The sequence below is a fragment of the Zobellia laminariae genome (genome assembly GCF_030553095.1).
Taxonomy (GTDB): Bacteria; Bacteroidota; Bacteroidia; order Flavobacteriales; family Flavobacteriaceae; genus Zobellia; species Zobellia laminariae.
The window spans coordinates 415,341-439,042 of record NZ_CP130738.1 but is presented as its reverse complement, the minus strand read 5'-3'; the positions used below and the strand labels follow the sequence as shown (position 1 = coordinate 439,042).

The following is a 23,702-nucleotide window of genomic DNA, read 5'->3' as shown; positions in this document are numbered from 1 at the left end:
CACAGATAGAAAAGGCGCTATTCTTGTTTATAGTAATGATAACAGCGCTTTTAATGAATATGATGTTAATAGATAACTAAGGGTTCTGTCACTAAAATGACAGAATGACCGCAAATAATACTATGGGAGATCCTAAATTCACGAATTTTGACAATATGTCGCTACAGGCCATTGATGAGGATGCTGAGCTGATACCCCTTTTGACCGCAGAAGATGAGGAAGAAATGAGTAATGAGGCCTTGCCTGAGACACTTCCTATACTGCCTTTACGTAATACCGTCTTGTTTATGGAGTTGTAATTCCTATTACGGCCGGTAGAGACTCATCCATCAATTTAATAAAAGATGCGAACAAAGGTTCTAAGGTAATTGGTGTTGTATCTCAAAAGGATAAGGACACTGAAAATCCAACGGTGAACGATATAAATGTTCTGGGTACGGTTGCACGTATTTTAAGGGTGTTAAAAATGCCTGATGGAAATACTACGGTTATCCTTCAGGGTAAAAAACGTTTTGAAGTAGCAGAAATGCTTACAGAAGAACCTTATATGACTGCAACGGTTAGGGATACCAATGAGGAAAGACCAAACCAGGCTGAACCTGAGTTTTTAGCAATCATTGAGTCTATAAAAGACTTAGCGTTAAAAATCATCCGCGATAATCCTAATATACCCAGTGAGGCTTCTTTTGCGATAAAAAATATTCAGAGCAATTCGTTCTTGATCAACTTTGTTTCGTCTAATCTTAACCTTGGGGTAAAAGAAAAACAAGAGCTGTTGGAGATAAATAACCTTCAAGAAAGAGCGCTTGCCACATTAAAACACATGAATCTTGAACTCCAAAAATTGGAGTTGAAGAATGACATACAGTCTAAGGTCAGAAATGACATGGACCAACAGCAGCGGGAGTATTTCTTGCATCAACAAATGAAAACCATTCAGGAAGAATTGGGTGGAGTTTCTCATGATGATGAGATTTTTGAGATGCGTAAGAAGGCTAAGAAGAAAAAGTGGGATGCTAAGGTAAAAGAGCATTTTGATAAAGAATTGGCTAAAATGCAGCGAATGAATCCTCAGGTTGCTGAGTATTCTATTCAAAGAAATTATTTAGACCTTTTTCTAGAATTACCTTGGAACGAATTTTCAAAAGATAAGTTTGATTTAAAGCGCGCACAGAAAATTTTAGATCGTGATCATTACGGTCTTGAAGATGTGAAGCGTCGTATTATTGAATATCTAGCGGTTCTCAAATTGAGAAACGATATGAAGTCCCCAATTTTGTGTTTATACGGACCTCCAGGAGTTGGTAAAACCTCTTTGGGTAAATCGGTAGCAGAAGCTCTAGGGAGAGAATATGTAAGAATATCTTTAGGTGGGTTAAGAGATGAAGCGGAAATACGTGGGCATCGTAAAACCTATATAGGAGCAATGCTTAAGGTAGAATTGTACAGAGCCTTAAAAAGGCAGGTACATCAAATCCGGTTTTTATTCTAGATGAAATAGATAAATTATCCAGTAGCAGTCAAGGTGATCCTTCTTCTGCGATGCTAGAGGTTTTAGATCCGGAACAGAACAGTGAGTTTTATGATAACTTCTTAGAGATGGGTTACGACCTTTCTAAAGTGATGTTCATAGCAACGGCGAATAACTTGGGTACCATTCAGCCGGCGCTTCGTGATCGTATGGAAATCATAAATGTTACAGGTTATACTATTGAAGAAAAGGTTGAAATAGCCAAAAGGCATTTACTTCCAAAACAGTTAAAAGAGCATGGTCTTACTTCTAAGCACTTGACAATAGCAAAACCTCAATTAGAAAAAATAGTTGAAGGTTATACTCGTGAATCTGGCGTACGTTCTTTAGAAAAGCAGATTGCAAAAATGGTGCGTTATGCGGCCAAGAATATTGCATTTGAAGAGGAGTACCAGATAAAAGTTACCAACGAAGTAATCGAAAAGGTTTTAGGAACAGCTAGGTTAGAGCGAGATAAGTACGAAAATAATGATGTAGCAGGTGTTGTAACCGGTCTTGCGTGGACAAGTGTTGGAGGAGATATTCTTTTTATAGAATCTATATTGTCAAAAGGGAAAGGCACTTTAAACATTACTGGAAACTTGGGTAAGGTAATGAAGGAGTCGGCAACGATTGCTATGGAATACATTAAGTCGAATGCAGATAGATTTGGAATAAATCCTGAAGTATTTGATAAGTATAATGTGCATATTCACGTGCCTGAAGGTGCTACTCCAAAAGATGGGCCTAGTGCAGGTATTACAATGCTAACCTCTTTGGTGTCTCTGTTTACTCAGAAGAAAGTGAAGAAGAGTTTGGCTATGACTGGCGAAATAACGCTTAGAGGTAAAGTATTACCTGTTGGCGGAATCAAAGAGAAAATTCTTGCTGCTAAACGGGCTAGAATTAAAGAATTGATTCTTTGTAAAGACAACGAAAAAGATATTTTAGAGATTAAAAAAGAGTATCTTAAGGGTCTTAAATTTCACTATGTTACAGACATGCATGAAGTGGTAGATTTAGCTATTACAAATCAAAAAGTTAAGAACGCAAAAAAACTCTAATGTCTAAGATTACGATTGCAATAGATGGATTTTCTTCAACAGGAAAAAGCACCTTGGCTAAACAATTGGCCAAAGAACTGGGCTACGTTTATGTAGACACTGGTGCAATGTATAGAGCAATAACATTGTTTGCAATGCGCAATAATTTTATTGCAGACGGAGAAGAGCGTTTAGAAGATTTGGTAAAACTGTTACCAAAAATAAAGTTACGCTTTGTTCCTAATCCTGAACTTGGTTTTTCCGAAATGTACTTGAACGATGAGAATGTAGAGAAAGAAATACGTACTATGCGAGTTTCTAAATTCGTTAGTAGAATTGCCGAGATTGAACAGGTGCGTTTTAAGTTAGTGGAGATGCAGAAAGATATGGGCAAGGAAAAAGGGATTGTTATGGACGGCAGAGATATTGGTACTGTAGTTTTTCCTGATGCAGAATTAAAAGTTTTCATGACAGCATCACCTCAAGCAAGGGCTACGCGCAGATATAAAGAGTTGTTAGATAGAGGAGAGGAAGTCTTGTATAAAGACGTACTAGAAAATGTTGAAAAACGGGACTTTATAGATTCGCACCGTGAGTTTTCCCCGTTGAGAAAAGCAGATGATGCTATAGAGTTTGATAATAGTGACATGGGCCTCAAAGAACAGTTTGAACGGCTACTGAGTATAGCCGAGCGCTATATTGAGAAAGTATAAAAAAACCTGCCAGATTTAAATCTGGCAGGTTTTTTTTTATTTCACTGATTATATGCTATTCCCTATAAATTTGGAATAACTAAAACCTGATCAGGCTGAATTACATCTGGGTTGCTTAATATCCCAGTGTTGGCAGAAAAAATCTGCTTGTATTTCATTGGATCTCCGTAGTATTGTTTTGCAATCTTACTCAAAGATTCACCACTTTTAACAGTGTGTCTGGCATAGATAGAAGAATCTGTAACAGAAATATTAGCTTTAAGGTCAGAAGGACTTTCGCCACCTAACTGCTTTATTTTATCCCAAAGCAAATTTTTCTCATATGGGGTTCCAGCTTCGCCTTTGATTTTTAGCACACCGTTTTCTTCAGAAACGTCTCCGTTTTTTATACCCAATTGTTCACCAAGATTTAAAACTTCTTGATATTTTGCTTTTACGCTCATACTTAATACTTTTTAATGGTTAATATTATTGTCCCTAAGATAACGATAAAACCACTGTTTTACGTATAAAATCATGTAAAAAAAGGTCTTACAAAGAATGGTGCTATAAGAAGATTGGTAAACTAATAAAAAAGATGTATTTTTGCACTCCTTTTTTACAAAGAATTCAAGAGCGAAAAGGGACTATAAAAAATTTACATATAACAACTTCTGCGATTATTGTTTAACTCTTGTAACGTCGTAGAATACAAATTTATAATCAGCAAATGGCTGAAGAAAAAACAACTGCCCAGGTAGAAAGATACTACTGAAGCAAAACAAGAAGTAAAAGAACAAGCCCCTAAACAAGATCCAAAAGAATTTTTGGAAAACTTTAATTGGGAGAAGTACGAAGAAGGTATTGAAAAAGTAGATGACTCTAAATTAGAGGAATTCGAAAAATTAGTAGCTGAAAACTTCGTAGATACTGCCGATGAAGAGGTAGTTCAAGGTAGAGTTGTCTATTTGACCGACCGTGAGGCGATCATAGATATCAATGCTAAATCTGAAGGTGTTATTTCTTTGAACGAATTCCGTTACAACCCAAACTTAAAAGTGGGTGATAAGGTTGAAGTTCTTATTGATATCCGTGAAGATAAAAGTGGTCAATTAGTACTTTCTCACAGAAAGGCTAGAACCATTATGGCATGGGATCGTGTAAATGCGGCCCACGATAATGAAGAAATTGTTAGTGGTTTCGTTAAGTGTAGAACTAAAGGTGGTATGATTGTAGATGTTTTTGGCATCGAAGCTTTCTTACCAGGTTCTCAAATTGATGTGAAGCCTATTCGTGATTACGATCAGTATGTTGGTAAGACAATGGAATTCAAAGTGGTTAAAATTAACCATGAATTCAAAAACGTTGTAGTATCTCACAAAGCGTTGATCGAAGCGGATATCGAAGAGCAGAAGAAAGAAATCATCAGCCAGTTAGAAAAAGGACAAGTGTTAGAAGGTGTTGTGAAAAACATTACTTCTTACGGTGTGTTTGTTGATCTTGGTGGTGTAGATGGTTTAGTACATATTACTGACCTTTCTTGGAGCCGTATCAACCACCCGAACGAGGTTGTAGAATTGGATCAGAAAATCAACGTTGTTATACTTGATTTTGATGAGAACAAATCTAGAATCCAGTTGGGTATGAAGCAATTGGAGAAACATCCTTGGGATGCCTTGAGCGACGAAATCAAAATTGGAGACAAAGTAAAAGGTAAAGTAGTTGTAATCGCAGATTACGGTGCATTTATTGAGGTTGTTGAAGGTGTTGAAGGTTTGATCCACGTTTCTGAAATGTCTTGGTCTACGCACTTGCGTTCAGCTCAAGATTTCGTAAAAGTAGGTGATGAAGTAGAAGCTGTTGTGTTGACGTTGGATCGTGAAGATCGTAAAATGTCTCTTGGTATCAAGCAATTGACTCCAGACCCATGGACAGATATTACTACTAAATATCCTGTAGGTTCTAAACATTCAGGTATCGTAAGAAACTTTACCAACTTTGGTGTCTTTGTTGAGATGGAAGAAGGTATTGATGGTTTGATCTATATTTCTGACCTTTCTTGGACTAAGAAAATCAAGCACCCATCTGAGTTTGTTTCTGTAGGAGACAAAATGGAAGTTGAAGTGTTAGAGTTGGATGTTGCTGGTCGTAAGCTTAGCTTAGGTCACAAACAGACTACTGAGAACCCTTGGGATAAATACGAGGCTGAATTTGCTGTAGATACTATTCATAAAGCTGCTATTACCGATATCGTTGATAAAGGTGCTACAATAGACTTTAATGAAGATATCACTGCTTTCGTTCCGCAACGTCATTTAGAGAAGGAAGATGGTAAGAAATTAGGCAAAGGAGACGAAGCTGAATTTAAGATCATTGAATTCAATAAAGATTTCAAACGTGTTGTTGCAAGTCACACTGCTATTTTCCGTGAGGAAGAGCAGCGTAACGTTAAAGCACAGCAGAAGAAATCTGCAGCATCTGCAGACGAAGCTAAGCCAACATTAGGTGATGCTAACGAAGCTCTTCAAGCATTGAAGGATAAGATGGAAGGTAAGAGTTAAATCTTACATCAATTCATATAAAATCCCCATAGCCTTTTGGTTATGGGGATTTTTTTATTTATGAGGTTGAATGTTATTTTTTATTAACAACAACTTTTTCATTGGTGGTTACCACCTCTCCATTTTCTAATTCTACTTCAAGAACGAATCTTTCTCCATCTTCAACTTCGTCAGTTATCTGATATGTTATATATGTAGAAACACCTTATTCAAAATTATCTGAATTGATATTACAAGCAATTCTGCGATTGGTATCATAATTTACTAAGTAGAGCTTACTTATTTTGCTGTTGGAAAAGTAACGATTAAAAGCATCGTTATCTATGGTTGATGAGTTTCCAAGAATTTCTCCACTAAAGAATATTTTCTTTTTTACAACACGAACAATGAATGAATCGGTATGTCCAGATTCAGATGTAACTGTGAATGTTACATCATTTGTAAAATCTATAGGTTTATCTATACTGGGGCTAATAGTAGCACCCATCGGAAAAAAGCTTGTACTTACATTTATGTTACTCAAGTCTTGGTTCGCTAAAGTATAGTATATTAAATTGCCGCTAGGTAGGCCTTCTCTATCAGATTCAGGAGCTTGCCTTGATGGAGATCCTCCGGTTTTAAATCCTGTCATATCTAAATAGAATTGTCCTAAAGTTTTACCTATGTTTAAAAATCTCACGGTATAATCAGTATTAGTTCCGTCTATTGTAGTTGAAATTGACTCTAGGGAAAGGTCTATAAAATCATTATTATTGGGCTGAGTACTTATTTCTCCGATTGTTTCGAATTCTATTTGTGAAATTACATTGTCTTGTAGTAAGAACTCTTTTGATACATCAAATGTGATTTCTTTATCGTTTAAGTTAATTTTCCCAGTATCGTCCAGTAATAGTCTCTCCGTCCATTTCTTGAGTATAAAGAACGTTGATTTCTTTAATTCCGTTTTCAAAAACAGGGGTAGTAATGTATTCTGCGGTTGAACCATCTTCTGCGGTCACTATTATTTTATCTTCATTCTCAATGCTTATATTTCCAAAGTCCATGCTGAAATTAGCATTCTTTGAAACCTCAACTATTGGAGTTACCTTACCTTGTACATCGCTAGAGGGGTTTACGTAAATTGTTATCTTTGAGCCTTTTATTTCAGTTCTGTATCCTGTTATTTCAAAACTAATTATTTGTTTTTCAGAGGATAGGGTAGCGGCTTCTTCAGAGTCTGAGCAAGATGTCATTATTAGAATAAATAAGACACTCAATAATTGAATTCTTTTCATCATTTTAGATTCGGTTTTAATGAGAAGTAAAAACGTGTTCTTCCTGTTGTTTATTGTAATAGGTAGGATTTGGAACCACAGGGTTCCCCACAAAATTTTCATTAGATTAGAAGAAATCAGTATACATTTGTAAAGTAACTTTGTTTATAAGCAGAATTCCCTATTTTTGTGTAGCTAAAGCAATAAAGCAGTATGGGTCAAAAAGTACTTCTTTCTGAAAAAGAAATAAACATCATACTCCATCGTTTGGCATGTCAACTCCTTGAAAATCATTTAGACTTTAAAGATACCGTCCTCATAGGCCTTCAGCCTAGGGGTATTTTTGTGGCAGAAAGATTAAAGAGAATATTGCAAGAAGATTATGGTGTAAAGGAAATTAAGCTAGGTTTTCTAGATATCACTTTTTATAGAGATGATTTTAGAAGAGGAGATAAGACGCTAGAAGCAACCAAGACCAAGATAGATTTTCTAATTGAGGATAAAAAAGTGGTGCTTATAGACGATGTGCTTTATACGGGCCGTAGTATCAGATCAGCCTTAACGGCTATACAATCATTTGGGAGACCTTCTGAGATAGAGTTACTGGCATTAATTGATAGACGTTTTAGTAGGCATTTGCCTATTCAGCCTAATTACCGTGGGCGGCAAGTAGATGCTATAAACGGAGAAAAAGTTAAGGTTCTTTGGAAAGAGAATGACGGTGAAGACGCGATATATTTGATAAATAAATAACAATGGCTGAACTGAGTGTAAAACACTTATTAGGAATCAAATACTTAAATGAGAATGATATTCAACTCATTTTCGAGACCGCAGACCATTTTAAGGAAGTAATCAATCGTTCTATTAAAAAGGTTCCTTCTTTAAGAGATATTACTATTGCTAATATCTTTTTTGAGAACAGTACCCGAACCAAATTATCTTTTGAACTTGCTGAAAAACGACTTTCTGCGGATGTCATTAATTTTTCGGCTGCACAATCATCGGTAAAAAAAGGGGAGACTTTAATAGATACGGTCAATAACATCCTTTCTATGAAGGTAGATATGGTGGTTATGCGCCATCCTAACCCTGGTGCCGGCATATTTCTTTCAAAACATGTTAATGCATCTATAGTAAATGCAGGAGACGGGGCACATGAGCATCCTACACAGGCACTTTTGGATTCATATTCCATTAGAGAAAAGTTAGGAGACGTAGCAGGTAAAAACGTGGTTATTGTTGGAGATATTCTGCATTCCCGGGTAGCGTTATCTAATATTTTCGCTTTAAAATTACAAGGGGCAAATGTAAAGGTTTGCGGACCTAAGACCTTGCTGCCAAAACATATAGAATCTTTAGGGGTAACCGTAGAAACAGATTTAAGGAAGGCTTTAAATTGGTGCGATGTAGCTAATATGTTGCGTATTCAGAATGAGAGATTAGATATTAGTTATTTTCCCACGACTAGGGAGTACACCCAGCAATTTGGTGTCAATAAAAAATTACTAAATAGTTTAGATAAAGAAATAGTAATTATGCATCCCGGACCAATAAACAGAGGTGTAGAAATTACAAGTGATGTGGCAGATTCAAAACAGTCCATCATATTAAATCAAGTAGAAAATGGTGTTGCCATTCGTATGGCAGTGATTTATTTATTAGCTTCAAAAATAAAATAATAAAAGTATGATTTTCGACTCAGACGGTTCTACAACTATCGTTTCTCAAGAAAATGCCACGCTTTCTATTTTCTTGAAAAACTTAAATGACGCTTATCCAAAAATTAAGAATGACAATATTGTCATAAACCTTTTTTCCTTTTCAGAGCTAAAGGCAGATGATGTTCTTGAATTTTTGCAAATTTCCGATTTGCATAAAAAGTCCAAGAAATCTTTTGTTTTGGTTACCAATAAAGTCTCTTATGATGAGGTGCCAGATGCTATAATGGTTGTGCCAACAATTAAAGAAGCACAAGATGTTATTGAAATGGAAGAAATAGAACGCGATTTAGATTTATGAGTAACTACCACCTATCTCAAGTAAACATTGCTAAAATGCTGGCCCCAATAGACAGTCCTGTAATGGCTGATTTTGTGAAGGACCTAGATCGTATAAATGCCATTGCAGATAACAGTACAGGGTTTGTTTGGAGATTAAAAGGTGAAGAAAACGATGCTACCGCACTACGTGTTTTTGAGGATAATTTCCTCATTATAAATATGTCGGTTTGGGAATCCAAAGAGGCCTTGTTCAATTTTACATATGCCTCGCAGCACGCTGGAGTCATGAAAAGAAAGAAAGAATGGTTTCATAAAATGTCTGACATGCACATGTGTTTGTGGTACACTAAGGAAGGTCATGTGCCCACTCCGGAAGAAGCAAAAGAGCGTCTTCAATATCTTAACGATCATGGAGAATCTCCTTACGCTTTTAGTTTTAAAGGGCAATTTACAGCAGAAGACGCTTTAGTATATTCGCCCAAGAACTAGAAAAATGAAGCTTCAAATTCTAGGTTGCTATGCGGCAACACCACGAACGATGACCAACCCTACTTCTCAGGTGTTGGAGGTTAAGAATCATATGTTTTTAATTGATTGTGGTGAAGGCACGCAAGTACAATTACGGAAACATAAGATTAAGTTTTCGCGTATCAACCATATTTTTATTTCTCACTTACATGGCGATCATTTTTTTGGTTTGCCATAAGCCTTGTTTCAACTTTTCGTTTGTTAGGAAGGGATAAGGAACTACATATTTATGGTCCCAAAGGAATTAAGGAGGCTATTACGCTTTTGTTAAAGCTCGGAGATTCTTGGACCAACTATCAACTATATTTTCATGAGCTAACCAGTAAGGAACCTGAGGTTGTCTTTGAGGATGATAAAGTTACAGTAGAGACCATTCGTTTAAGTCATAGGGTGTATACCAATGGTTTTCTTTTTAAGGAGAAAGAAGGTGAGCGCAAACTTAATGTAGAAGCTGTTGAGAAATATAAGATTGACAAAGCTTATTTTCAAAACATTAAAAATGGCAGAGATGTGGTGCTGGATGACGGTACTGTTGTTTCAAACACAGAATTAAGTTTTGATCCGCCAGTTCCTAAAAGTTATGCGTATTGCAGTGATACCGGCTACAAGCCAGATATCGTTGACCAAATTAAAGGTGCAACAGCATTGTATCACGAATCTACATTTTTAGAATCTGAGGCTCATTTAGCGGTAAAAACAAAACATTCTACAGCAATGCAGGCAGCATCTATTGCTAAAGCTGCCAACGTGGGAATGCTTATTTTAGGACATTATTCTACGCGTTATAAATCCATTGAGCTTTTTAAAGAAGAAGCTATGGAAATCTTCCCAAATGTTGAGCTTGCCGATGATGGTAAGTTTTTTGAGTTTTAGTCTCCTTCCTACTTCTTCGTTACCAATCTTTTGCTGAACTTTGGGTAAAAGGATTTTAGCAAAGAAGATTATGCAAAAAGATTTAGGCGATTACCGAAAATCATATGAAAAAAGCGCCCTTCTAGAGGGTTCTATTTCAGACAATCCAATGGAGCTATTTCAGAAATGGTTCTATGAAACCGAGACATCGGATGGAGTAGACGAACCTAATGCAATGACCGTTTCTACAATTGGTTTAGATGGCTATCCCAAAAGCAGGGTAGTGTTATTAAAAAAGTTTACCTACGAAGGATTTATCTTTTATACAAACTACCTTAGTGAAAAGGGTAGGGCTATTGCAGCTAACCCTAATGTCTGTATTTCTTTCTTTTGGCCTAATATGGAAAGGCAGATTATTATAAAAGGGAAGGCCGAAAAAATAGCAGAAAATTTATCTGACGGTTATTTTGAATCACGTCCGGAGGGCAGCAAGCTGGGGGCTTTGGTTTCTCCACAAAGTACAGTTATTCCTTCTAGAGAAACTTTAGAGGATAATTTGAAAAAATTAGAGAACGAATACAAGAATAAAGAGATTCTAAGGCCAGATAATTGGGGCGGTTACATTGTTAAGCCACAATCCATGGAGTTTTGGCAGGGCAGGCCTAATCGCTTGCATGATCGCATTAGATACGCTTTAATAGATAACTTAGATTGGAAAATGGAGCGGTTGGCACCTTGATCGGCTGGTTTAGGTCTGATAGAGGGCTGTCAAAACATTTTTAAAACTTTAAATTTTGGTTAAATGAAAACATTGGTAATGGTCAGGCACGGTAAATCTTCTTGGGATTATTCGGTGAGTGATAAGGATAGGCCGCTTCAGGAAAGAGGGGTAAACGATGCTCTTTTGGTATCCTCAAAATTTAAATCTCAAGCCTCAAAAGTTGATGCTGTTTTCTCAAGTCCTGCTAATAGGGCTTTACATACCTGTATGATTTTTGTTAGGCAGCTAAACTTACCATTATCTTCAGTACAAATAACAAATGAGTTGTATGATTTTTCAGGAGAATCGGTTTTCGATTTTATAGCAAACCTTGATGATTCCTTAGATTCTGTTATGATTTTTGGACATAATCACGCTTTTACACATGTTGCCAATTCTTTGGGAAATTCCTATATTGACAACGTTTCTACCAGTGGACTGGTGCATCTTAATTTCAATGTTGATAATTGGAATTCAGTTGAAAAAGGAACAACAAAACAAACTATTTTCCCGAAAGACCTTAGATAAATGATAAAGACAAAAACTAGATATATAAATAGAGAAATAAGTTGGTTACGTTTTAATGAAAGGGTGCTTCAGGAGTGTGAGGATGAAAACGTACCATTAATTGAACGTCTCCGTTTTTTAGGTATTTTTTCGAATAATTTAGATGAGTTCTTTAAGGTTCGTTATGCCACTGTGAAACGCATTTTTGAAGCGGGAAAATCTGGAAAAAGTGTTTTAGGTGGTGAAAAGGCCAAAGATTTACTAGTAGAGATTACCAAGTTTGTTATTGAGCAACAGCGTAAAAGCGTTGAGATACTAAGGAATATTGAAAGCGAACTAGAAGAACAAAATATTTACTTGCTTAATGAAAATGAACTTTCAGAAAAGCAAGGTGAGTTTGCTAGGAGCTACTTTAACCAAAAGGTGAGCCCGCAACTCATGACCATTATCTTGAATGATTTGGCAGAGTTTCCAATGTTAAAAGATACTGCTGCTTATTTGGCCGTAAAAATGGTTTTGAAAAGTGATGATCACACTAAGCTTACGTATGAGAAAAGAGAGAAACGATATGCTTTAATTGAAATTCCAAAAGGCATAGATCGTTTTGTTGTGCTTCCTAAAGAAGGCGATAAGAATTATATCATTATTCTAGATGATGTAATTAGGTATTGTATGGATAGCGTTTTCCCAATGTTCGATTATAAGTCCATTTCTTCTCATATGATCAAGATTACGCGAGATGCAGAACTTGATATAGATAATGATTTGAGTAAGAGTTTTATTGAGAAAATTTACTCTAGCGTAGAGCATAGAAAAATTAGTGACCCGGTACGTTTTGTTTATGACAAAAATATAGAATCGGATACCTTAGATTTTCTTAAGGATAAAATGGGAATTGAAGATGCGGATAGTGTTATTCCTGGAGGAAGATATCATAACAAGCGGGATTACATGAGCTTTCCTAGCTTGGGAAGACAAGATCTTATGTATGATAAGATAGTGCCGTTGCCGGTAAAAGGGCTAAGTCTAGAAGGTAGTCTATTGGAGAAAATAGCAGAGAAAGATTACTTGCAGTACACGCCTTATCAATCGTTTGCTTATGTATTGAAATTCTTAAGGGAGGCAGCTCTTGATCCAAAAGTAAAAGCGATTAAGATTACGGTTTATCGTCTTGCCAATGATTCTCAAGTAGCTGCATGCCTTTCAAATGCCGTAAAAAATGGGAAACAGGTAACCTTGCAGATTGAGCTACGTGCACGTTTTGATGAGCAAGCCAATATTAGATATGCAGAAGAACTTCAGGCAGAAGGAGTGAAGCTTATTTTTGGTGTACCTTATGGTCTAAAAGTGCATAGTAAAATATGTATGATTGAACGTGAAGAGAACGGAATTATAAAACGTTATGGTTTTATAAGTACGGGTAACTTTAACGAGTCAACAGCAAAAATTTATACAGATTATACCTTGTTCACGGCAAACGAGCCTATTTTAAAAGAATTGAACAAGGTTTTTGATTTCTTTGAAACTACATATAAAATCAATAAATACAAACATTTAATAGTATCTCCGCACTACACTAAATCATTCTTTATAAAACTAATCGATAAAGAAATTTTGAATGCTAAGGCAGGTAAAGAAGCTTTCATCAAAATAAAGATGAATAGTTTTACTTCATACAAGATGATCGATAAATTATATGAAGCCAGTAATGCCGGTGTTAAGATACAATTGATTGTACGTGGTATCTGCTGTTTGATTGGTATAGAAGGTATGAGCGAGAATATTGAAGCAATTAGTATTGTAGACAAATTTCTAGAGCATCCACGTATATTTATTTTCTGTAATGACGGAGATACAAGAGTGTTTATTTCATCGGCAGATTTCATGACTCGTAACTTGGAGAATAGAGTAGAGGTTGGTTGCCCTATTTACGATGAAGATGTAAAAAAGGAATTGCTAGATACCTATGAAATCTCTTGGAACGATAATGTTAAGGCTAGAGTGTTCAACGAAGAGCAGGATAATGCATATCGTATAAATGACAAGCCTAAGTTACGGTCTCAGTTTGCTACCTATGATTATTATAAAAATAAATTAGATGCAGATACTCCTATTCCGGAGTAAAAATAATTGAAGGTTTCAAGTTTTAGGTAATGCTCTTTATTTAACTAAAACTTGAAAATCTTATCCGTGAATACTTTCTTTATTTCCTAGGTTTTTCATTATTCCAGATTCGAAATCTAGTAGTGCTTGCCATTTTTTGTCCACCTCGGTACGGTCACCATATTGTCTTGCAAATTGTAAGAACATAGTGTAATGTCCGGCTTCACTCACCATAAGCTTGTGGTAGAATTCTGCAAGTTCCTTGTCTTCTAGTTCTTCTGAAAGTAATCTAAAACGCTCACAACTCCGCGCTTCAATTAATGCAGCATACAAAAGACGATGAACTAATTGGGTCGTTCGGCTTCCTCCTTTTGGGAAAAATTTTATCAATTGAAGTACATATTCGTCTTTTCTGTCACGCCCTAAAGTTTGTCCTCTGGCCTTAATTCGGTCATGTACCATTTTAAAATGTGCCATCTCTTCTCTAGAAAGAGCAATCATTTCCTCTACGAGCGCTGTATATTCAGGAAAACTTATAATTAATGATATGGCTGTGCTTGCTGCTTTTTGCTCACAGTACGCATGGTCCGTTAAAATTTCGTCTATGTTTTTCTCAACAATATTCACCCATCTTGGGTCAGTTGGTAATTTTAGGCCTAGCATAATTCTGTTTTTCGTAAAATTAGCAAGAATCTTTGTAAACTATAACTAGAATTTAGCATCTAATATATCTTGTTTCTCCTAAGAATAATTAGTTTTGTGAATAGTTGTTTTTTATTATGCCGAAAGGCACTAAAAATAGGGTTGTTACCACTTGTCAAGAAACCCAATAACAGATTATGGAATTAACCAAATTAGACCAAGAGCTTCAGTCTTTATTGAATAGCAATTTAGATGCTGCTACAGATTCATGGTTACAATCAAAATTGGAGCAAATCATTAGCTCAAGTTCTACAAAGGACCTGTATATGACTTACAGCTTGTTGGCTAGTAAGATTGATTCGGACACTGTTTTGAATCTGAGCTCTGATACAGATGAAGTAACCCAATATTTAAGAACGCAGAATGCCACAACGCTTCAGATAGCCCGAATTTATCTTTTGATAAAGGTATTGAAGGCAAACGGAGATTTCTTTGTCCCCAAAGTTGCCAATTTAATTCAGGTGGCCGATACCGGAGAACTTGAAACTTTTCTAAAGTATCTTATACTGTTGCCTGATGCCGAAAATTATAAGCAAACTGCAGTAGAAGCATTGCGTACGAACATCGCCACAATATTCGAGGCGATTAGCATGCAGAATCCGTATCCCGCAAAATACTTTAATGATCAGCAATGGAACCAAATGTTCCTAAAGGCTGCATTTATGCAGTTAGATCTTTCGACCATTTTAAGTATTGATGAACGAGCGAATAAAGATTTGACGCGTATTATATCTGATTATGCACACGAGAGATGGGCAGCATCACGAGAAATAGAACCCTTATTTTGGAGGCCTGTAGCTGCATTTTTAGATGAAAATTTATTGAAAGATATGGAACGCTTGTTTGCTAGCAGTAATCCTATTGAAAATAAAGTAGCGGCCTTATGCTGTTATACTTCTGAAGAGCCAATGGCTAAAGAATTATTGGCAAAGCATCCCGAGTTGAAAGCTCAAGTAGCGAACAAAAACATTACTTAAAAAATATAAAAGATTAGTATGGAAGATAAAATGATGATAATCGACCCGCATGTACATATGTCATCGCGCACCACAGACGATTATGAAGCTATGGCTGCGGCCGGGGTTGTTGCTATAATAGAGCCTTCTTTTTGGTTAGGACAACCAAGAACTCAAGTAGGTTCTTTTCAAGATTATTACAGTAGTTTAGTAGGTTGGGAGCCTTTTAGAGCTAGTCAATTTGGTATTCACCACTATTGTACAATTGGTCTAAATTCTAAGGAGGCAAACAATGAAGCTTTGGCAGAACAAGTTATAGAGCTTTTGCCTTTATATGTTCACAAGCAGAATGTAGTAGCTATTGGCGAGATAGGTTATGATGACCAAACCCCAGCGGAAGATAAGTATTTCCGTATGCAGCTAGAAATGGCTAAAGAGTTGGGTATGGTTGTTCAAGTGCACACGCCTCACCGTGATAAAAAAGCAGGTACTTTAAAAAGTATGGAAGTTTGTTTGGAGCATGGTCTAGACCCTTCGCAAGTGGTAATTGATCATAATAACGAAGAAACGGTTAAGGACGTTCTTGATAGAGGTTTTATTGCGGCATTTACTATTTACCCAAAAACAAAAATGGGTAATGAACGAATGGTAGCGGTTGTGAAAAAATATGGTAGTAATAATATAATTGTAGATAGCTCTGCAGATTGGGGTGTAAGTGATCCATTAGCGGTGCCAAAAACCGCAAACCTAATGCTAAAAAGAGGGATTGCAAGAGAAGACGTTGTAAAAACCTGTTACCAGAATGCCCTAGATATTTTTGGCTCAAATGGTAAGATGAAAGAAGAGCACTGGTTGAATCCAAAAGGTATTAATCAAGCCCAACTTTTTAATGATAATAGCGTTTTAAGAGGACAAGAGCCTAGAGTAGATTCTGATCAGATTAAATAATGAATCGCACATTTCTTGGTTATGCGCGATTGGCAAGACCTGCTAATTTACCTACAGCTGCCGCAGATATTTTGGCAGGTGTAGCTATTGGCGGTGTTTTTGTAGGTAGTATGGATGCCGGTTTTGTTGGTTCTAGCCTTTTCATAAATATCGTATACTTAGTATTTTCATCGGTGTTTCTTTATGCCGGAGGTGTTATTCTTAATGATGTTTTTGACTTTAAGCTTGATCAAGTAGAACGACCTGAGCGGCCTATTCCTAGTGGCGTAGTTCCTTTTAATGCAGCTGCTATGTATGGGGCAACCACCTTGGTTATTGGTGTGTTGTTGGCCTTTTTAGTTTCGGGAACTTCTGGCATAGTAGCTGTTGCACTTGCCTTGGCAATTCTTTTATACGATGGGATTGCCAAAAAATATGATTTTTTTGGTCCGTTGAGTATGGGCTTATGTAGAGGTATAAATTTGCTTTTGGGCATGTCCATTTTAGGTAATTTCGATTATGGTTTATGGCCATTATTCCAATCGTATATATCTTTGCTATCACGCTAATTAGCAGAGGGGAAGTACACGGGAAAAATAAAAATCACATTGTTTTGGCAGGAGTACTGTATGGCGCTGTTATTTTAGCTGTGGCAACTATGGCCTTTTTACATACGGATGCCCTTTTATTTCCGTTATTGTTTTTAGTATTGTTTGCGTTCACGGTTTTTAGACCTTTAATAAAAGCACACTCCGTAAACTCACCAGAGAATATTAAAAAAGCTGTTATGGCAGGTGTCATAGCATTAATTTTATTGGATTCGTCTATTGCCGTTGCATTTTTTGACTGGTGGTACGGATTAATTATATTGGCATTACTGCCTGTTTCAAAAGGCTTATCTAAAGTGTTTGCTGTTACCTAAGGTCAATTTTATCGACCTTCAAAAGAAATACGATGTTTAAAACTATAGAGCAAAAATTTGAGGTTTCATATCAATATGGCCTCCACTTTACCGAAAATTTGTTCGGTACAGAAAATACCTTGTTCAAGGATATTATCAAGGCATATAAAAATGAGCCCGTAAAGCTTCTTTTTGTCGTTGATGATGGGGTAGCTGCTGCTCACCCGGACCTTATTAAAAATATAAAAGGCTATTGTCAACATTACCATGAGAATCTGGTTCATATGAAAAGTATGGTGGTGCAAGGAGGTGAAGCTTGCAAGAATGATGAAAGTCAAGTTGAATATATCCTAAAGGCGGTTAGCGAGTATGCTATTTGTCGCCACTCATTTGTTGTAGTTATTGGTGGTGGTGCCGTTATAGATATGGCAGGCTATGCAGCAGCAATTGCGCATAGAGGTGTTAAGTTGATTCGTATTCCTACTACGGTACTTTCACAAGATGATTCTGCTGTGGGAGTTAAAAATAGCGTGAATGCCTTTGGCAAGAAGAACTTTATAGGAACTTTTGCCCCTCCATATGCTATCATTAACGATACTGATTTTCTTAAAACATTGGAACAACGGGATTGGATTTCCGGTATTTCGGAAGCGCTAAAAGTTGCATTGATTAAGGATGCTGTCTTTTTTGAATATTTAGAGAAAAATGCACATTTATTGAGAGATAGAGATATGGAAGCCATGCAGTATACCATTTATAGGTGTGCAGAAATGCATATGCACCATATTGCTCAAGGCGGTGATCCTTTTGAAAGTGGCTCTTCTAGGCCATTGGATTTTGGTCATTGGGCTGCACATAAATTGGAGTATATGACCAACTACGCTCTTCGTCATGGCGAAGCCGTAGCAAAGGGTATTGTGCTAGATGTGGCTTATACTCATTTAATAGGTTTAATTAATGAGACCGATTTAAATCGTGTGGTACGTGTTTTTCAGAACATCGGTTTTGATTTAAGTTTTCCGTTAGCTACAGAAAAAGAAGTTGATGAATTACTTAACGGAATAGAAGAGTTTAGGGAGCACCTTGGTGGTGAACTTACCATAACTCTAATTTCAGATATTGGCGTAAAACATGACGTTCACGAAATTGACCGACAGACCATGAAAAATGCATTGGATTTGGTAAACGAAATTTCAAAACTTAAAGTAGAGTAGCTTGCGCATAGATAATAATTTTCAACTTACATATTGCACCAATATCCATCCAGGATTTGATTGGAAGACCACTTTTGACAGTCTTAAGGAACACGTTCCGCAGATAAAGGAAAAGGTGTCTCCTAATAACCCTTTTGGACTTGGTTTACGGTTATCCAATAAAGCAAGCGAAGAGCTTGCTATGAATGGAAACCTCAATGAGTTCAAACAATGGTTAGGTGATAATCAGGTTTATGTGTTTACCATGAATGGTTTTCCGTATGGTAATTTTCATAATGAACGGGTTAAAGATGATGTTCATGCGCCAGATTGGACTACCCCGGAAAGGCTGATTTATACCAAGCGTATGTTTGATCAGTTGGCAGCTTTGCTTCCAGAGGGCATTGCTGGTGGGATTTCAACATCCCCAGTAAGTTATAAATATTGGCATACTTCGGAAGAGGCTACAAAATTAGCTTTTGAAACTGGAGCAAAAAATATGATAGAGGTTGCCATCCATCTACATAAAATAGAAAAAGAAACGGGGAAGTATCTACATCTGGATATTGAACCGGAACCAGATGGCATGTTAGAGAACAGTGATGAGGTGTTGTACTTTTTTGCAGATTACCTATTGCCTATTGGAACATCTGTAATTGTTGAAAAACTTGATGTAAATGCTGAGACTGCGGATGAAATCATACGCCGTTACCTTACGGTTTGTTACGATATTTGTCATTTTTCATTGGCTTATGAAGAACCCATAGATACCTTTGAAAAGTTCGCAGAAGCAGGAATCGTTATAGGAAAAATTCAAGTAAGCGCAGCTTTAAAGATTTTGTCTAACCCATCTGGGAATGATGAAATTTGGGAAGCGTTGATGCTTTTTGACGAACCTACATACCTTCATCAAGTAACAGAAAAGGTAGAGGGAAAGGTGAAAACTTACAATGATTTGCCTATTGTACTTGAGAATAAAAGAGAATTTGAAGAGTTACGGGCACACTTTCATGTGCCAATATTTTTAGAACGTTTTGGTGCGTTAGATTCTACGCAAGACCATATTCTAAAAGTGATGAAATATATAAAGGACCATCCTGTTTCTGAGCATTTGGAAATTGAGACCTATACTTGGGATGTTCTTCCGTCTGCTTTAAAAAGAGACCTTTCTGAGTCTATTATTAGAGAGATTGATTGGTTTGTAGAAAAGTTTTAGAAGATGAAGAAAACGCTAGTGATTAATGTTGTGGGTTTGACCCAACGTCTTATTGGGGAGCATACCCCGTTTATTGAAGCTTTTTTAAAAAAAGGTAAATCAGCTTACATAAGTCCGGTTTTGCCTGCGGTAACTTGTAGCGCACAGTCTACATATTTGACCGGAAAAACGCCTGACGTACATGGTATTGTTGGTAATGGGTGGTATTTTAAAGATTTGTGTGAGGTGAAGTTTTGGAACCAGTCTAATAAATTGGTGCAGAGCGAAAAAATTTGGGATGAGCTAAAAAAAGAAGATGAGCATTTTACATGTGCAAATCATTTTTGGTGGTATAACATGTATTCTAATGTAGACTACAGTCTAACTCCGAGGCCTAATTATTTGGCCGATGGTAGAAAAATTCCGGATGTATATTCATACCCACCTGAGTTAAGAGATACGCTGCAAAATGAGTTGGGTACTTTTCCGCTTTTTCAATTTTGGGGACCAAAAACGTCAATAAAATCCAGTAAATGGATTGCAGATGCAGCCATACGTACGGATGAGATGCATAACCCAACATTGTCTTTGGTTTATCTTCCGCATTTAGACTATAATTTACAACGTCACGGACTCAATTTTGATAAAATTAAAAAAGATCTGAAAGAAATAGATGGGGTGGTAGAGCAGTTGGTGAACTATTTTCAAAAGCGTAATGCACGAATTGTATTGCTCTCGGAATATGGTATTACTGATGTTAATAATCCTATTCACTTAAATAGAATTTTACGTTCTAAAGGGTATATAGCTGTTCGTGAAGAACGAGGGCTTGAGCTTTTAGATGCGGGTCAAAGCAAAGCTTTTGCTGTGGCAGATCACCAAATAGCACATATTTATTTAAATGATCCTTCCGTTAAGTTAGAGGTTAAAGCTTTGCTGGAATCAGTTTCGGGAGTTGAAAGGGTACTTGTGGGCGAAGAGCTTGAAAAGGCTAAATTGAATCATGAAAGAAGCGGTGACCTAGTTGTGGTTGCCGATGCCGACTCTTGGTTCACATATTATTTCTGGTTGGATGACGCCAAAGCGCCCGATTATGCGCGTATGGTTGATATTCATAAAAAATAAGGTTATGATCCTGTAGAAATGTTGACGGATCCTAAAGACAAATTGGTAATGGCAAAAGTTGTTGCTATGTTGCTTAAGAAAAAAATGGGATTCAGAACGGTAATGAATATAATTCCGTTGGATGCAACTTTGGTAAAGGGTTCGCACGGTAGAATACCAGAAGATAAAGCAGACCTTCCTATTTTGATTACGGATCAGGTAAATTCCTCTTTCAATGATGATATTGAAGCGACCGATGTATATGGTATCTTAAAGAAACATCTAACTGAAGAAGAATGAAGTCTTTGTTTAAAATAGTAGGCGCTGTATTTGCAATCCTTTTCGCTTGGGCGGCATACCTACAATACAATGATCCAGATGCTACTATATGGTATGTAATTTATGGTTTAGCAGCCTTTGCATCAGTTCTTTTTGTGGTTAACCGTTTGACGTTTACTGTAGTGGCCATTTTTTGTTTCTTGGCAATGATAGGTGCTTATAAGCAGTGGCCTGTACAATTTCAAGGTTTTACTATTGGAGAGGGAGATATAGAAAATATTGAACGCGGTAGAGAAGCTTGTGGTTTACTAATTATAGCAGTAGTAATGCTTGTATATGCCCTGCGAATTCGCTTTGTGAAAAGGTTAAAGGTCTAAGTCAAAAGTTGTTCTAAGCAAATCTATAGCTGGGTTCTTCTCTCTAAGTTTTTCATATTTTTCCTCAGGAGTAAACGCGAATTTTTTAGCTATTTTTTCGTTAACCGTAATCTTAAGTTCAATAAAATAATTGTTGAGATTTTTTCTCAGGTGCTCCATAAGGCCATATTGTTCCCGCTCAATTTCCTTTTTCATTGTTTCGTTAGGCAATTCAATCCAAATAGTTTTGTCTTGAACTAGCTTAGGTATATCTACGCTAAGGTTAGATGCTAGTATTTTCTTGCCATCTATATCTATTTTATGAACAAAATCCGCCCAATGTTTTTGCATAGCCTCTTCGGTAAAGGGGTCTTTAGGGAGTTTACTTTCGTCAATTGTATCGTCCTTTCGGCTGAGTTCGTGCTCTTTCTTTGCTTTTAGGCTAGAAATAGAGAGTCCGGAAACTCTTTTTCCTCCACCAATATTAATTTTATTTACCGGAGTGGCTTCGGGTTTAGGTGGTTGTGCAGTTTCCTCAACTTTAGGTTCTGCCACTGCTAAAGAATTTGATTTTTGTGCTGTTTCTTCCGACTGGTACTGCTGGGCTTCCTGCTTATTAATCTCTGCAGATGCAGGAGTAGTTGGTTTTGTGTGTTCTTGAGGGGTAGGGGCTTCGGCTGAAGCTTTTTTAACAGAGCCATTTCCTCTAAAAAAGGATGCAGGCGCAATAAAATCTATAGTAGAACCGTCTAAGACGTCAGATTCAGAGTTTTTTTTTTCGGCCTCAAATCCAATTGAAGCTAATTTCATTAAAGTAAGTTCTACCAGCAGCCGCTGATTCTTGCTGGTTTTATACTTTAAATCGCAGTCATTGGCAATATTTAAAGCTTGCATAAGAAGCTGCATAGAGGTCTTTTTTGACTGCTCTAAGTAGTTCTGTTTAGCAACGTCACCCACTTCCAACAAATTAATGGTGTCCTGATGTTGACAAACCATAAGATCTCTGAAATGCGAAGCTAAACCACTTATAAAGTGATGTCCGTCAAAACCTAATGACAAGGTTTCGTTGAATAAAAGTAGTAGCTGTGGAATATTATGCTCTAAAATAAAATCTGTTGCCGAAAAATAGGTGTCGTAATCTAAAACATTTAGGTTCTCTGTTACGGCCTTTCTTGTCAGTTCTTTTCCTGAAAAACTAACGACTCTATCAAAAATAGAAAGGGCGTCTCTCATGGCACCATCAGCTTTTTGAGCAATGATATGCAAAGCATCATCATCTGCAACAATACCTTGGTTTTCGGCTATGTACTTCAAATATTGAGCAGCATCCTTAACTGTAATTCGCTTAAAATCAAATATTTGACAACGAGAAAGTATCGTTGGGATGATTTTGTGCTTTCGGTAGTTGCTAAGATGAAAATAGCGTGCTTTGGTGGTTCTTCAAGTGTTTTTAGAAAAGCATTGAAGGCCGATTGTGAGAGCATGTGCACCTCATCTATAATATATACTTTGTATTTACCAACTTGGGGCGGTATACGTACCTTATCTATAAGGTTACGAATATCATCTACAGAGTTGTTAGAGGCAGCATCCAGCTCAAAAATATTGAATGCAAAATCTTCATCTTCACTTTCTGTTCCATCGGAATTTATTTGCTTGGCAAGAATACGTGCACAGGTAGTCTTACCAACTCCCCTAGGACCACAAAATAAAAGGGCCTGTGCCAAATGATTATGTTCAATGGCATTGGTTAGGGTATTAGTAATGGCCTGTTGCCCCACAACATCCTTAAATGTCTGAGGTCTATATTTACGTGCCGATACAATAAAAGGTTCCAAAAAAAACTAGGGTTTAGAATTTACATCAACTCAATTATACAAATATAAATATAGGAATGATAAGAGCGTTTTATTTCGGTGGGATAAAGTCTTTATTTATCAACAATTGTACTAATTTAGCGCGTTAAGCAGGTCTCCTTATCGCTGCCGTGAAAACGGGAGAGGAAAGTCCGGACACCATAGTGCAGCATAGCGGGTAACGCCCGTCGTCCGTTTAACGGAAAGGACAAGTGCAGCAGAAAGTATGTACAGGTAATGCTGTAGTGAAACCAGAGAAACTCTATGCGGTGAAACGTCATGTAAATCGGTGCTTGAGGGCTGTACGCTCGAGCCGAAGGGTAGGCGGTTTGATACTAGCAGTAATGTTAGTACTAGATAAATGATAGGGGAGTCTTTAGGGACTTAACAGAATCCGGCTTATGGGCCTGCTTTATTTTTT

The 23,702-nt window shown here is 36.9% G+C and carries 22 protein-coding genes, 1 other RNA gene and 3 pseudogenes; 21 read left to right on the top strand and 5 right to left on the bottom strand.

Going from position 1 to position 23,702, the window contains the following annotated elements; genetic code table 11:
• Window positions 1–122 precede the first annotated feature (122 nt).
• Window positions 123–2,574 (top strand): annotated as a pseudogene (gene lon, locus Q5W13_RS02250) (endopeptidase La).
• Window positions 2,574–3,266, top strand: coding sequence for a (d)CMP kinase (gene cmk / locus Q5W13_RS02245; protein WP_155597384.1), 693 nt, complete (start codon window positions 2,574–2,576; stop codon window positions 3,264–3,266). Before lon ends, cmk begins: the two are co-directional and overlap by 1 nt.
• Before the next feature lie 62 nt (window positions 3,267–3,328).
• Here the strand turns inward: cmk and Q5W13_RS02240 are convergent, their stop codons facing one another.
• The gene (locus tag Q5W13_RS02240) at window positions 3,329–3,709 is read right to left on the bottom strand and encodes a LysM peptidoglycan-binding domain-containing protein (protein ID WP_155597383.1); all 381 of its coding nucleotides are present in this window, start codon (window positions 3,707–3,709) and stop codon (window positions 3,329–3,331) included.
• A gap of 363 nt (window positions 3,710–4,072) precedes the next feature.
• Here Q5W13_RS02240 and rpsA point away from each other — a divergent pair, with 363 nt between their 5' ends.
• A complete protein-coding gene (gene rpsA / locus Q5W13_RS02235) occupies window positions 4,073–5,806 on the top strand; it encodes a 30S ribosomal protein S1 (protein ID WP_304445241.1) in 1,734 nt (577 codons plus the stop codon).
• Between the two features lie 205 nt (window positions 5,807–6,011).
• Here rpsA and Q5W13_RS02230 read toward each other — a convergent pair whose 3' ends face one another.
• Both Q5W13_RS02230 and Q5W13_RS02225 read right to left on the bottom strand, forming a co-directional pair.
• The gene (locus Q5W13_RS02230; protein ID WP_304445240.1) at window positions 6,012–6,755 is read right to left on the bottom strand and encodes an SGBP N-terminal domain-containing protein; all 744 of its coding nucleotides are present in this window, start codon (window positions 6,753–6,755) and stop codon (window positions 6,012–6,014) included.
• Entirely contained in the window at window positions 6,670–7,083 is a 414-nt protein-coding gene (locus tag Q5W13_RS02225; protein WP_304445239.1) for a hypothetical protein, read from the bottom strand. The genes Q5W13_RS02230 and Q5W13_RS02225 overlap by 86 nt, the downstream gene beginning before the upstream one ends.
• Before the next feature lie 189 nt (window positions 7,084–7,272).
• Here Q5W13_RS02225 and pyrR point away from each other — a divergent pair, with 189 nt between their 5' ends.
• From pyrR to ppk1, 8 genes and pseudogenes are all read left to right on the top strand, one after another.
• A complete protein-coding gene (gene pyrR / locus Q5W13_RS02220; protein WP_155597380.1) occupies window positions 7,273–7,812 on the top strand; it encodes a bifunctional pyr operon transcriptional regulator/uracil phosphoribosyltransferase PyrR in 540 nt (179 codons plus the stop codon).
• A gap of 2 nt (window positions 7,813–7,814) precedes the next feature.
• Window positions 7,815–8,741, top strand: a complete 927-nt coding sequence (locus Q5W13_RS02215) for an aspartate carbamoyltransferase catalytic subunit (RefSeq protein ID WP_155597379.1) — start codon at window positions 7,815–7,817, stop codon at window positions 8,739–8,741.
• A 7-nt stretch (window positions 8,742–8,748) separates the two neighbouring features.
• The gene (locus Q5W13_RS02210) at window positions 8,749–9,081 is read left to right on the top strand and encodes a ribonuclease Z (protein WP_155597378.1); all 333 of its coding nucleotides are present in this window, start codon (window positions 8,749–8,751) and stop codon (window positions 9,079–9,081) included.
• Window positions 9,078–9,551, top strand: a complete 474-nt coding sequence (locus Q5W13_RS02205; RefSeq protein WP_304445238.1) for a DUF3291 domain-containing protein — start codon at window positions 9,078–9,080, stop codon at window positions 9,549–9,551. The genes Q5W13_RS02210 and Q5W13_RS02205 overlap by 4 nt, the downstream gene beginning before the upstream one ends.
• Before the next feature lie 4 nt (window positions 9,552–9,555).
• Window positions 9,556–10,463: pseudogene (locus Q5W13_RS02200) on the top strand (ribonuclease Z).
• A gap of 70 nt (window positions 10,464–10,533) precedes the next feature.
• Window positions 10,534–11,181, top strand: coding sequence for a pyridoxamine 5'-phosphate oxidase (gene pdxH, locus Q5W13_RS02195; protein WP_304445237.1), 648 nt, complete (start codon window positions 10,534–10,536; stop codon window positions 11,179–11,181).
• A 63-nt stretch (window positions 11,182–11,244) separates the two neighbouring features.
• On the top strand, window positions 11,245–11,730 hold the full coding sequence (locus Q5W13_RS02190) for a SixA phosphatase family protein (protein WP_155597374.1): 486 nt from the start codon (window positions 11,245–11,247) through the stop codon (window positions 11,728–11,730).
• Window positions 11,731–13,833 (top strand): polyphosphate kinase 1, encoded by a 2,103-nt coding sequence (ppk1, locus tag Q5W13_RS02185; protein ID WP_304445236.1) that lies wholly within the window; start codon window positions 11,731–11,733, stop codon window positions 13,831–13,833.
• 60 nt (window positions 13,834–13,893) lie between these two features.
• Here ppk1 and Q5W13_RS02180 read toward each other — a convergent pair whose 3' ends face one another.
• Entirely contained in the window at window positions 13,894–14,475 is a 582-nt protein-coding gene (locus Q5W13_RS02180; RefSeq protein ID WP_304445235.1) for a MiaE family protein, read from the bottom strand.
• Between the two features lie 176 nt (window positions 14,476–14,651).
• Here Q5W13_RS02180 and Q5W13_RS02175 point away from each other — a divergent pair, with 176 nt between their 5' ends.
• Genes Q5W13_RS02175 through Q5W13_RS02135 form a run of 9 tightly spaced genes read left to right on the top strand, consistent with a single transcriptional unit; the run spans window position 14,652 to window position 21,446 of the window.
• Window positions 14,652–15,491, top strand: a complete 840-nt coding sequence (locus Q5W13_RS02175) for an EboA domain-containing protein (protein ID WP_304445234.1) — start codon at window positions 14,652–14,654, stop codon at window positions 15,489–15,491.
• An 18-nt stretch (window positions 15,492–15,509) separates the two neighbouring features.
• Complete coding sequence (locus Q5W13_RS02170; RefSeq protein WP_304445233.1) at window positions 15,510–16,418, top strand: TatD family hydrolase; 909 nt, start codon at window positions 15,510–15,512, stop codon at window positions 16,416–16,418.
• The gene (locus Q5W13_RS02165; RefSeq protein ID WP_304445232.1) at window positions 16,418–16,966 is read left to right on the top strand and encodes a UbiA family prenyltransferase; all 549 of its coding nucleotides are present in this window, start codon (window positions 16,418–16,420) and stop codon (window positions 16,964–16,966) included. The genes Q5W13_RS02170 and Q5W13_RS02165 overlap by 1 nt, the downstream gene beginning before the upstream one ends.
• 44 nt (window positions 16,967–17,010) lie before the next feature.
• On the top strand, window positions 17,011–17,319 hold the full coding sequence (locus Q5W13_RS02160) for a UbiA prenyltransferase family protein (RefSeq protein WP_304445231.1): 309 nt from the start codon (window positions 17,011–17,013) through the stop codon (window positions 17,317–17,319).
• 32 nt (window positions 17,320–17,351) lie between these two features.
• Window positions 17,352–18,512 carry a 3-dehydroquinate synthase gene (locus Q5W13_RS02155; RefSeq protein ID WP_304445230.1) on the top strand — a complete coding sequence of 387 codons (1,161 nt, stop codon included), beginning with the start codon at window positions 17,352–17,354 and terminating at the stop codon, window positions 18,510–18,512.
• A 1-nt stretch (window position 18,513) separates the two neighbouring features.
• Complete coding sequence (eboE, locus tag Q5W13_RS02150; protein WP_304445229.1) at window positions 18,514–19,707, top strand: metabolite traffic protein EboE; 1,194 nt, start codon at window positions 18,514–18,516, stop codon at window positions 19,705–19,707.
• 3 nt (window positions 19,708–19,710) lie between these two features.
• Entirely contained in the window at window positions 19,711–20,811 is a 1,101-nt protein-coding gene (locus Q5W13_RS02145) for an alkaline phosphatase family protein (RefSeq protein ID WP_304445228.1), read from the top strand.
• A gap of 18 nt (window positions 20,812–20,829) precedes the next feature.
• Window positions 20,830–21,090: a hypothetical protein gene (locus Q5W13_RS02140; RefSeq protein WP_304445227.1), complete on the top strand. Its 261-nt coding sequence runs from the start codon at window positions 20,830–20,832 to the stop codon at window positions 21,088–21,090.
• On the top strand, window positions 21,087–21,446 hold the full coding sequence (locus Q5W13_RS02135) for a transmembrane 220 family protein (protein ID WP_304445226.1): 360 nt from the start codon (window positions 21,087–21,089) through the stop codon (window positions 21,444–21,446). Before Q5W13_RS02140 ends, Q5W13_RS02135 begins: the two co-directional genes overlap by 4 nt.
• Here the strand turns inward: Q5W13_RS02135 and Q5W13_RS02130 are convergent.
• A pseudogene (locus Q5W13_RS02130) lies at window positions 21,435–23,263 on the bottom strand (DNA polymerase III subunit gamma/tau). The gene Q5W13_RS02135 and the pseudogene Q5W13_RS02130 overlap by 12 nt on opposite strands.
• Window positions 23,264–23,388: 125 nt before the next feature.
• Between Q5W13_RS02130 and rnpB the strand changes: the two are divergent.
• Window positions 23,389–23,699: RNase P RNA component class A (gene rnpB, locus Q5W13_RS02125), an RNA gene on the top strand.
• Window positions 23,700–23,702 lie beyond the last annotated feature (3 nt).

What these genes read in the sequence shown, in the direction of transcription:
- Q5W13_RS02180 (WP_304445235.1), bottom strand. Translation starts at nt 14,475, where the DNA reads ATGCTAGGCCTAAAATTACCAACTGACCCAAGATGGGTGAATATTGTT.
- Q5W13_RS02240 (WP_155597383.1), bottom strand. Translation starts at nt 3,709, where the DNA reads ATGAGCGTAAAAGCAAAATATCAAGAAGTTTTAAATCTTGGTGAACAA.
- Q5W13_RS02170 (WP_304445233.1), top strand. Translation starts at nt 15,510, where the DNA reads ATGGAAGATAAAATGATGATAATCGACCCGCATGTACATATGTCATCG.
- pyrR (WP_155597380.1), top strand. Translation starts at nt 7,273, where the DNA reads ATGGGTCAAAAAGTACTTCTTTCTGAAAAAGAAATAAACATCATACTC.
- Q5W13_RS02175 (WP_304445234.1), top strand. Translation starts at nt 14,652, where the DNA reads ATGGAATTAACCAAATTAGACCAAGAGCTTCAGTCTTTATTGAATAGC.
- Q5W13_RS02215 (WP_155597379.1), top strand. Translation starts at nt 7,815, where the DNA reads ATGGCTGAACTGAGTGTAAAACACTTATTAGGAATCAAATACTTAAAT.
- Q5W13_RS02140 (WP_304445227.1), top strand. Translation starts at nt 20,830, where the DNA reads ATGTTGACGGATCCTAAAGACAAATTGGTAATGGCAAAAGTTGTTGCT.
- ppk1 (WP_304445236.1), top strand. Translation starts at nt 11,731, where the DNA reads ATGATAAAGACAAAAACTAGATATATAAATAGAGAAATAAGTTGGTTA.
- pdxH (WP_304445237.1), top strand. Translation starts at nt 10,534, where the DNA reads ATGCAAAAAGATTTAGGCGATTACCGAAAATCATATGAAAAAAGCGCC.
- Q5W13_RS02135 (WP_304445226.1), top strand. Translation starts at nt 21,087, where the DNA reads ATGAAGTCTTTGTTTAAAATAGTAGGCGCTGTATTTGCAATCCTTTTC.
- Q5W13_RS02210 (WP_155597378.1), top strand. Translation starts at nt 8,749, where the DNA reads ATGATTTTCGACTCAGACGGTTCTACAACTATCGTTTCTCAAGAAAAT.
- cmk (WP_155597384.1), top strand. Translation starts at nt 2,574, where the DNA reads ATGTCTAAGATTACGATTGCAATAGATGGATTTTCTTCAACAGGAAAA.
- Q5W13_RS02165 (WP_304445232.1), top strand. Translation starts at nt 16,418, where the DNA reads ATGAATCGCACATTTCTTGGTTATGCGCGATTGGCAAGACCTGCTAAT.
- Q5W13_RS02190 (WP_155597374.1), top strand. Translation starts at nt 11,245, where the DNA reads ATGAAAACATTGGTAATGGTCAGGCACGGTAAATCTTCTTGGGATTAT.
- Q5W13_RS02155 (WP_304445230.1), top strand. Translation starts at nt 17,352, where the DNA reads ATGTTTAAAACTATAGAGCAAAAATTTGAGGTTTCATATCAATATGGC.
- Q5W13_RS02205 (WP_304445238.1), top strand. Translation starts at nt 9,078, where the DNA reads ATGAGTAACTACCACCTATCTCAAGTAAACATTGCTAAAATGCTGGCC.
- Q5W13_RS02145 (WP_304445228.1), top strand. Translation starts at nt 19,711, where the DNA reads ATGAAGAAAACGCTAGTGATTAATGTTGTGGGTTTGACCCAACGTCTT.
- Q5W13_RS02225 (WP_304445239.1), bottom strand. Translation starts at nt 7,083, where the DNA reads ATGATGAAAAGAATTCAATTATTGAGTGTCTTATTTATTCTAATAATG.